Raw genomic sequence first — 8,161 nt, 5'->3', positions numbered from 1 at the left:
CGGTCTCCTTCACGACCTCGCGCGCCATCGTCACCGGCGAATAGGCGCGCAGCAGTTCCTCGACCGCAGTCGGCAACAGCGCCGGCTCGGCGACTAGCCGGTTGCGATCTTCGGGTGTTTTCGCCAGATGCCACAGCGAAGCGCCGATCGCGCTCCAGGTGGTGTCGATGCCGGCAATCAGGAGCAGCCGCAGCGAGCCCAGCACATGCATGTCCGACAGCGGCTGGCCGTTGCTGTCCCGGGCGTTCATCAGCGTCGAAATCAGGTCATCGGTGGGATGCCTGCGGCGCTGCTCGATCTGGCCGACGAAATATCCGGTCATCTCGTGAACGGCCCGCATCAGGATGTCATCATCCTTGATGCCTAGCTCGAGAATTTCGTGAATCCATCTGATGAAGAGCTCGCCGTCCGCTTCCGGGATGCCGAGCATGTGAGCGATCGCGCGAACCGGAATGTGCTTGCTGTAGCGCGCCGCGGCGTCGCATTTTCCATCAGCGATGAATTGATCGATCAGCTCGTTGCAGATCGCGCGAATCCGCGGTTCCAGTCTCTTCATGGCGTCGGGCGTGAACGGCGGCAGCAGCAGCTGCTTGGCGGGCTTGTGCTGCGGCGGATCGGAGGTAATCGGCGGCGCCGAGTTCGTGATCTCGGGCCGGACGTCGCGCACGATAATGCGGCGCGAGGAAAAGTGCTCGGTGTCGTAGGCGATCTGTTTCACCGCCTCATAGGTGGTCGGCAGGTAACAGCCGAGGAAACGCCTGGTGTGAACCACGGGGCATTCGGCGCGCAGTTCGTCCCAGATCGGAAACGGATTTTCAGTCCAGCGTGGATCGGTGTGGTCGAAATCGTGAACCCAATCCGTGACGGGGGCGTGATCGGACATCAGGGCAATTTCCTCCTGGTTCTTGCTGGCTTGGTTCGTTCAAATTGTTTTTGCATAAATGGGCTGGAATTCTGGACGAGGCGTTCACTCCTCGGTGACGTCGATCGCGATCTCCGGACAATTGGTCTGGGCGAGCCACGCTTTGTCCTCGAGCCCCGCGGGCACGGAACCGTCGCCGACCTCGTGCGCATTGCCGAGTTCATCGAGCTCGAACAGTTCGGGCGCCAGCGACTTGCAGCGGGCGTGTCCCTGACATTTGCCCTGATCGACGTGTATTTTCAGCTTTCCGGACATGAGAGCGTTCCCTGTCGTTGCGCTTGTGGTCGCGCATTGGTGTTTCCCCGGACAATTATAGCGGGGCAGGCATTATTCACCAGCGCCCAAATCGTCGATACTACGGCGCTGGCCTTGGATCGATCGGCGTGGTGCCGCGGACACCCAGAATATCCTCCAGCATCCTGGCGCCGGCGAGCAGTGGCGCCTCGCCACGTGGCGCAGCGACCATTTGCAATCCGACCGGCAGGCCTGACGCGGTGAACCCGCAGGGCAATGACAGGGCCGGGCAACAGACCAGGGTAATCGCATAGACGATGCCGAGCCATTCGACGTAGTTGTCAAATTTTTTGCCCGCGCATTCGGCGACATAGCGGTTCTCGATCGGAAACGGTGCGACAATGGTCGCCGGCGTCAGCAGCAGGTCATAGGTTTTGAAAAATTCAAGCGTACGCGCGGTCATCGCGACGCGCTGGGCTTCGGCGCGCTCAAGCTGCGCCACCGTGAGCTTGAGGCCCTCCTCGATGTTCCAGATCACTTCCGGTTTCAGCTGGTCGCGCTTAGTACGCAGCAGCGCCGCCTTGCTGATCGCAAAATCAAAGGCGCGCAGCACATGGAAACATTCATGGGCTTCGCGCAGATCAGGATGCGCTTCTTCGACGATCACCCCGGCCTCGGCGAAACGCGCCGCCGCCTTCCGGGTGATGGCGGCGACCTCGGGATCGACAGGGGTAATTCCAAGATCGGGCGAATAGGCGACGCGCTTCGGTTTCTTGCCGGAGCGCGCCGCGGACAGGAACGACGCTGGCAGCGCGGGCAGCGACAGCGGATCGGCCGGATGCTCGCCGCTCATGGCGTCCAGCAGCAGCGCCAGATCCTCGACATTGCGCGCCATCGGGCCATGGACACCGAGATTGCGATCGATCTTCGCCGCCGGGGTATGCGCGACCCGGCCGATGCTCGGCCGCAGGCCGACGATGCCGCAGAAGCTGGCGGGATTGCGCAGCGAGCCGCCCATGTCGGTACCGTGGGCGAGCCACGCCATTCCGGTGGCCAGCGCCACGGCGGCACCGCCCGAGGAGCCGGCGGCGGAGCGCGACAGATCCCAGGGGTTCAGCGTCGCGCCGAATACCTCGTTGAACGTGTTGGCGCCGGCGCCGAACTCCGGCGTGTTCGATTTGGCGTAGATCAGGCCGCCATGGCTTTCGAGATGTTCGACCACAAGATCGGAGCGCGCGGGGACGTTTTCTTTATAGATCGGCGAGCCCTGCGTGGTCAGAACACCCTCGACATTGGTGAGGTCCTTGATCGGGATCGGCAGGCCCGCGAGCAGTCCGCGATCACCGACCGGTTTGTTCATCAGGGCCTTGGCGCGGGTCCGGGCGCGATCGAAGCACAGGGTCGGCAGGGCGTTCACTTTGCCGTCAACTTCGGTGATGCGTCGCTCCAGCACGTCGAGCAAATCAAGCGGGGTGACTTCGCCTGACTTGAGTTTATCGATGATCGCGCACGCCGTGGCCCGCACCAGTCCCTGATCCGATGACACTCTGTTCTCCCTTTCGTTCCGCTCCCGGGTAGCGGATGGTGTAGCCCTGTAAAACATTTTCCGGCAAAGTGGAAACCAAGCCGCGATTTGGAGACCTGAGAATGAGTACCCCGTTCGACGCGCCCGACTGGCGCGGCATGAGCCAGCAGGATCGCGATAGCGGTCTCAACAACGGCGCGGCTGTAGCCGGCAGTGGCGACATCGTCGCCGGCTGGAACCGGCTTTCCCAGGAATTGCGCGCCCGGCATTCCGATCATCTCGACCTCCGATATGGCCCGCGCGAACGCAATCGCATCGACTTCCTCAAGGCTGCCGGGAAGGCGCCGACGCTGGTATTCATCCACGGCGGCTACTGGCAGATGCGGGCCAAGGAGGATTTCTCGGTATTTGCCGGCGGCCCGATGGCGCATGGCATCAACGTCGCCCTGATCGGCTACACGCTCGCGCCCGAGGCTACGCTCGATGAGATCGTCGCCGAAATCAATGCCGGGATCGATTTTCTGGCCGGACAATTGCCGGCCCTTGGCGGCGACGCGGGCCGGATCGCCGTTTCCGGATGGTCCGCCGGCGGGCATTTGACGGCGATGGCGCTGTCGCACCCCAAGGTAGGCGGCGGCATCGCCATCAGCGGCATCTACGATCTCGAGCCGATCCGCCACAGCTATCTCAACCTCAAATTGGGGCTCGACGAAGCCATGTCTCACCGCAACTCGCCGATGATGCAGGCCGCTGGCCCAATGAAGCCGCTGTCGCTGGTGGTCGGCGGTGCCGAACTGCCGCTGCTGCGCAAGCAGACCGCGGACTTTGCCTGTCAGCGCGCCAAATACGGACGGCCCGTCGCTTACGAAGAAATCCCCGGCGCCGATCATTTCAGTGTGATGAACGAATTGGCGTCGCCGACGGGGCGGATCACGATGCTGATCCGGCAGCTGTTTGAGCGGATACCGGGTTGATCGAGGCGTGAACTCATAAGCTCACCGCGACTCAAGAAGCGCCGGTCCAGCCATTTCCAGCCTGAGTTTTCCGCGACCGGTTCGCTTCAGGCGGATTGGAGCAGCCTTTTCCTCGAGCCGCCGTCGGAGCAGGAGCAGGCGGGTCTCCAGATTGTCCTTGAAATCGGGCAATCGCAATTCATCGGAGAGCCGCATCTCGCGATTGGTGAAGTCCGCACGACCCTCTCGCAGATGCAGCCCGAGCAGATGAACCAGGAGCCGACCCGAAACGCCTTTGATCAGGTATTCTCCGTCGATGAATACGCTGTCATCAAACAGGTGGTGAACAACGCTAAAGGGTCGTCCCGCCAAGGCACCGTTGCCTTGCGAGGTGACCAACGATTGCTCGTTGCCACTCGTATTGTCCGCGAGCGCAAGGGCTGCCGCCGCATTGCTTGCCACGATCGAGAGCGCCGTTTCGACATCTTTCGGAAAAGCGAGACGCTCGGCGCTTTCGAGAAACAGCACGCCGCGCAAGGTACCTCCCGCGATCATTGGCAGCGCCATCTGGCTCATGGCATCCTGTATCCCTGGCAAAGCGATGGTGCGGGTCTGATTCTCGTCCGCTGCCGAGGCTCGGATGGCGGCGCCGAACCGGCGAACGCGGCTCATATCGCTGATGCGAACGGCGCGGCGCTCGGCGGCGGCTACCCCGATAGTCGCTTCACCGATCGCTACTTCCGAGCCGATGCCCGTCCACGAATAGCCGCGACTGCCGATCGTAACCAGGCGTTCGCCGGTGGGGTATTTCACAAGCAGCATCGTGTTGGTATAGCCGAAATTGTCGCGCAGGCCGTCCAGCACCGCGTCGACGATCGCGTCTATCTCGCTTTGTTCGGAAATCCGGGCAGCCAGTATCGCAGCCGCGCCTAGATGCAGGTTCGCCGCCGGCAACGAAGCTGCCATCGCTGCGCCGGGCGACGGAACGGCCTCCACGGACGCAACGCGATAAAGGTGTACGCCGCGCAGACGCATCACGTCGGCCATCCCGAGTTGCGCGCTGCTGGCGCGAAGCTCGGCCGCCATGGTTTCGAACAGCGCGCCACTGTCGAGTGCGCCCTCAAATATGACGGACAGCCGGTATTGGTTGCCATCACGCGGATCGACCAGCATGACAGCGGCGTTGTTGTTGGCACGGATGTTGGCGGCGGTTTTGGAAAAGAATTGATCCGAGAGCGCCACATGATCGTCATCGACAAGCGCGACGTGCGAAAGATAGGAAATGTTGGGAATACCGTCTTGCGACGCGGTCGCGATGATCGAGGGAATGACGCCTTCGAAACAGGCCTGGAGATCGCGCAGGCGGATCGTCATGAAGAGGACTCGAGAAGGCGGCCGGCCTTTTCGCCGGGCGTCTGCACGAAAATCATCTCGATCGCGAGGCGCAGGACCTGCGGTTCCAGGTCGATGAGCCAGGGTGCCGCGACCGCCCGGTCGAGACCGAGCCCCACGAACGTCTCGGTCATCGCCGCGATGTAGCGCCGGGCGCGTTGCCGATGGGCGGCGGAAGCGGGGATGACCGCAGCGCGACCTTTCACCTGGTATGAGACATAATCAGCGGGCCGCGCGAAGGTGACGGCGAGCCGCCCATTGCGGCGGACGTTGGCGATCGTCTGCGGCCATTGCGAGCCTGAGACGACGAGGTCGACGCGACCTTTGGCGCGATCGACGATCGCGCCGGCCGCTCGGGCAATCTGCGGCAGCAGGCCATCGTCGCAACTGCCTGCGATGATCATCACCGGGCTTTCCAGGAAAGCGGCCAGCGCGGCGTCGATCGGTTTTCGATCTGTTCCCAGCATTGGCCAATTCTAGCGGTTAGCAATGACTTAGTAAAAGGGATCAGGCGCTTAGGAAACATTTAGGAACAGCGCGTTCTAGAAAAGCCTACGGTTCCGGCTGACCAAGCAGAGGATCCGCGCCATGAATGCTTCTCTCGATCCGATCCGCATGCCCGAACGGACCGTCGCCATCATCGGCGGGGGACCGGCAGGCCTTGTGACCGCCCGTTTCCTCAAGAAGCACGGCTTCGAGCCGGTCGTCTTCGAAGCTGCGGCGGCGATCGGAGGACAATGGAACGCGGCGTCGCCTGTGAGCGCTGTCTGGCCGGGCATGCGCACCAATACCAGCCGGGTGCTGACGGCTTTTAGCGATCTCGATCACCCCTCAGGGACCAATGTCTATCCGAGCCACGTCGATATGCTGGCCTACTTGAAGCAATATTCAGAGACGGTCGGGCTCACGTCACATCTTCGCCTGTCGACCCCCGTCGAAGGTTTGGATCGCGGCCCCAATGGGGGCTGGATCGTCCGCTCGCGACGCGACGAGAGTACCGTATCGGAACTGTTTTCGCGCGTCGTGGTCGCGACGGGCTGCTGCACGACGCCCGACATGCCTGCAATTACCGGGCTGAGTGGGTTTGCCGGCCGCGGCGGCGCTATTCATAGCTCGCAATATCGAGGCGCCGAGTCCTATCGCGGGCAATCTGTGCTCGTTACCGGTTGTTCGATCAGTGCGCTTGAAATTGCAAGCGAGCTGGCGGCGTCAGGTGCCGCGAAGGTCTCCGTCGCCATGCGCCGCCAGCGCTATGTATTGCAAAAGCTCCTTGCTGGCGTGCCGACCGACCACGTTGCTTTCACCCGCTTCGCCGCGCAGGCCGGACGGGTGTTGCCGCCGGAGGCGATCGCGGCGGGGATGAAGCAAATGGTGGTGGAGAGCTGCGGCAGCCCCGAACAATTCGGTGCGCCGAGGCCAGACGACAACATCTTCGCCGCCGGCTTGACCCAGTCGCAAAATTATCTCGCGTTGGTAGCGGAAGGACGCATCCAGCCGCGGCCGTGGATCGAGGCGGTCGACGGCCAGACCGTGCACTTTGCCGACCGATCGAGCGACGCCTTCGATGCGGTCATTTTCGGCACCGGCTTCAAACTTACGCTGCCGTTCGTCAGCGAGACGATCGCCGCGAGCCTGGGTCTCGACGGCTACCACGTCGACCTGCACGACCACACGCTGCATCCCGATCTGGACGGTCTCGGTTTCATCGGCCTTTATCCGCTGGTCGGGCCATATTTCCCGGTGCTCGAATTGCAGGCGCGCTGGCTTGCCTATGTGTGGGCCGGACTGCGGCCGATGCCATCCTTGGAGACGATGCAAGAGGGCGTTTCGGCGGCAAGAGCACGCCGAGGTGGTCCGCGCGATGTTCCCATGCACGCGTTGGCAACGCTTTTTGCTGCCCATGCGGGCGTCGAGCCGCGTCCGGCGGCATGGCCGGCGCTCGAACGCGCATTATGGTTCGGCCCGTTGTCGCCGGCCTCGTTCCGCCTGACCGGGCCTGATGCCGAACCGGACGCACCCACGCGTGCCATTGCGGCGGCGCGTTGTTTCAACGCGATCATCGAGGACGCGTTCACGCCCGAGGAGACAGCACGTGTGAAGGCGGTGACGGCAGTGCCCGGCGTGCGCGCCGCATGAAGCCCTAACCCCATCCCGCGCTGATCCCGCCGTCGACGGTATAGATCACGCCCGATGTATAGCCGGAGCGGTCGGAGGCGAGGAACGCCATCAGGTCGCCGATTTCCCGGGCATGCGCGGGGCGGCCGAGCGGCAGGCCCTTCTGAAATTCCTTGTAGCGGGTTTCGTCGCCGAACTGGTTCTTGGCCCGGGTTTTCAACAGCGTGATGTGGCGGTCGGTGCCAACAGGGCCGGGGTTGATCCCGACCACGCGGATGTTGTCGGCGAGGCTCTTGCCGCCCAGCGCGCGGGTGAACGCCATCAGCGCGGCGTTGCCGGTGCTGCCGCAGATATAATTGGCGTCGAACTTTTCGCCGGCGACGCCGATATCGTTGACGATCACGCCATGGCCGCGCGCCTTCATCTGCGCATAGATCGCGCGGGTGATGTTAATATAGCCGAATACCTTGAGCTCCCAGGCGTGACGCCAGGTCGGCTCGTCGATCTTGTCGACCGAGCCGCCCGGAATATCGCCGGCATTGTTGACCAGGATATCGATGTCGGCCGCGTCCTTCACCAGCCTGACGATATCTTCGGGCTTGCGCAGGTCGACGACATGAGCCGTGGCGTCGATTTGATGGGCCGAGCGCAGGCGCTCCGCCAGCGCCTTCAATTGATCGCCGTTGCGTGCCGCGAGCATGATATGGCAGCCTTCCTCGGCAAAGGCTTCGGCCGCCGCCGCGCCAATACCCTTCGATGCGCCGGTGATCAGGACGCGTTTGCCGCGTAAATGAAGATCCATGGGATTACTCTTTCGAATGGGGGTGCTGGACAGGGTGTGACAGGTGAATTTTCAACTGTTAGGCCGCCGTCACGCAGACGGTCAACACTGCACTGCAGCGTTGCACCTTGACGAAGTTTGGTCCATTGCAATCCAATCATGAAAAGGGCGGTCGCCGGCGCGGCGGGCCACAAGGAATTTCTCCCAGGAATCTGTCCAAGGAATCTCTCGATGAGCAG

At 62.8% G+C, this 8,161-nt stretch carries 8 protein-coding genes; 2 read left to right on the top strand and 6 right to left on the bottom strand.

What is annotated here, in order from left to right:
• From ABR948_RS26010 to ABR948_RS26000, 3 genes are all read right to left on the bottom strand, one after another.
• Positions 1-883, bottom strand: an 883-nt coding sequence (locus tag ABR948_RS26010; RefSeq protein ID WP_428123438.1) for a cytochrome P450, incomplete at its 3' end; no start/stop codon positions are given.
• A gap of 84 nt (positions 884-967) precedes the next feature.
• Positions 968-1,177 (bottom strand): ferredoxin, encoded by a 210-nt coding sequence (locus tag ABR948_RS26005; protein ID WP_428123435.1) that lies wholly within the window; start codon positions 1,175-1,177, stop codon positions 968-970.
• 100 nt (positions 1,178-1,277) lie between these two features.
• A complete protein-coding gene (locus tag ABR948_RS26000) occupies positions 1,278-2,702 on the bottom strand; it encodes an amidase (RefSeq protein WP_428123433.1) in 1,425 nt (474 codons plus the stop codon).
• Positions 2,703-2,803: 101 nt separating this feature from the next.
• Here ABR948_RS26000 and ABR948_RS25995 point away from each other — a divergent pair, with 101 nt between their 5' ends.
• On the top strand, positions 2,804-3,655 hold the full coding sequence (locus ABR948_RS25995) for an alpha/beta hydrolase (protein WP_428123430.1): 852 nt from the start codon (positions 2,804-2,806) through the stop codon (positions 3,653-3,655).
• 21 nt (positions 3,656-3,676) lie between these two features.
• Here the strand turns inward: ABR948_RS25995 and ABR948_RS25990 are convergent, their stop codons facing one another.
• Entirely contained in the window at positions 3,677-5,008 is a 1,332-nt protein-coding gene (locus ABR948_RS25990) for a pyridoxamine 5'-phosphate oxidase family protein (RefSeq protein ID WP_428123428.1), read from the bottom strand.
• The gene (locus ABR948_RS25985; protein ID WP_428123426.1) at positions 5,005-5,493 is read right to left on the bottom strand and encodes a pyridoxamine 5'-phosphate oxidase family protein; all 489 of its coding nucleotides are present in this window, start codon (positions 5,491-5,493) and stop codon (positions 5,005-5,007) included. The genes ABR948_RS25990 and ABR948_RS25985 overlap by 4 nt, the downstream gene beginning before the upstream one ends.
• 121 nt (positions 5,494-5,614) lie before the next feature.
• Between ABR948_RS25985 and ABR948_RS25980 the strand changes: the two genes are divergently transcribed.
• Entirely contained in the window at positions 5,615-7,162 is a 1,548-nt protein-coding gene (locus tag ABR948_RS25980; protein ID WP_428123423.1) for a flavin-containing monooxygenase, read from the top strand.
• 4 nt (positions 7,163-7,166) lie between these two features.
• On the opposite strand, the gene ABR948_RS25975 is transcribed toward ABR948_RS25980, so the two are convergent.
• A complete protein-coding gene (locus tag ABR948_RS25975) occupies positions 7,167-7,943 on the bottom strand; it encodes an SDR family oxidoreductase (RefSeq protein ID WP_428123421.1) in 777 nt (258 codons plus the stop codon).
• Positions 7,944-8,161: the final 218 nt, after the last annotated feature.

Origin of the sequence: Bradyrhizobium sp., assembly GCF_050014615.1 — a bacterium.
Taxonomy (GTDB): domain Bacteria; phylum Pseudomonadota; class Alphaproteobacteria; order Rhizobiales; family Xanthobacteraceae; genus Bradyrhizobium.
The sequence above is the reverse complement of the archived record's forward strand: the minus strand, read 5'-3'. Positions and strand labels throughout refer to the sequence as shown.

Excerpts from the sequence above, each read along its gene's own strand:
- ABR948_RS26005 (WP_428123435.1), bottom strand. The coding sequence starts at position 1,177 with ATGTCCGGAAAGCTGAAAATACACGTCGATCAGGGCAAATGTCAGGGA.
- ABR948_RS25995 (WP_428123430.1), top strand. The coding sequence starts at position 2,804 with ATGAGTACCCCGTTCGACGCGCCCGACTGGCGCGGCATGAGCCAGCAG.
- ABR948_RS25990 (WP_428123428.1), bottom strand. The coding sequence starts at position 5,008 with ATGACGATCCGCCTGCGCGATCTCCAGGCCTGTTTCGAAGGCGTCATT.
- ABR948_RS25985 (WP_428123426.1), bottom strand. The coding sequence starts at position 5,493 with ATGCTGGGAACAGATCGAAAACCGATCGACGCCGCGCTGGCCGCTTTC.
- ABR948_RS25980 (WP_428123423.1), top strand. The coding sequence starts at position 5,615 with ATGAATGCTTCTCTCGATCCGATCCGCATGCCCGAACGGACCGTCGCC.
- ABR948_RS25975 (WP_428123421.1), bottom strand. The coding sequence starts at position 7,943 with ATGGATCTTCATTTACGCGGCAAACGCGTCCTGATCACCGGCGCATCG.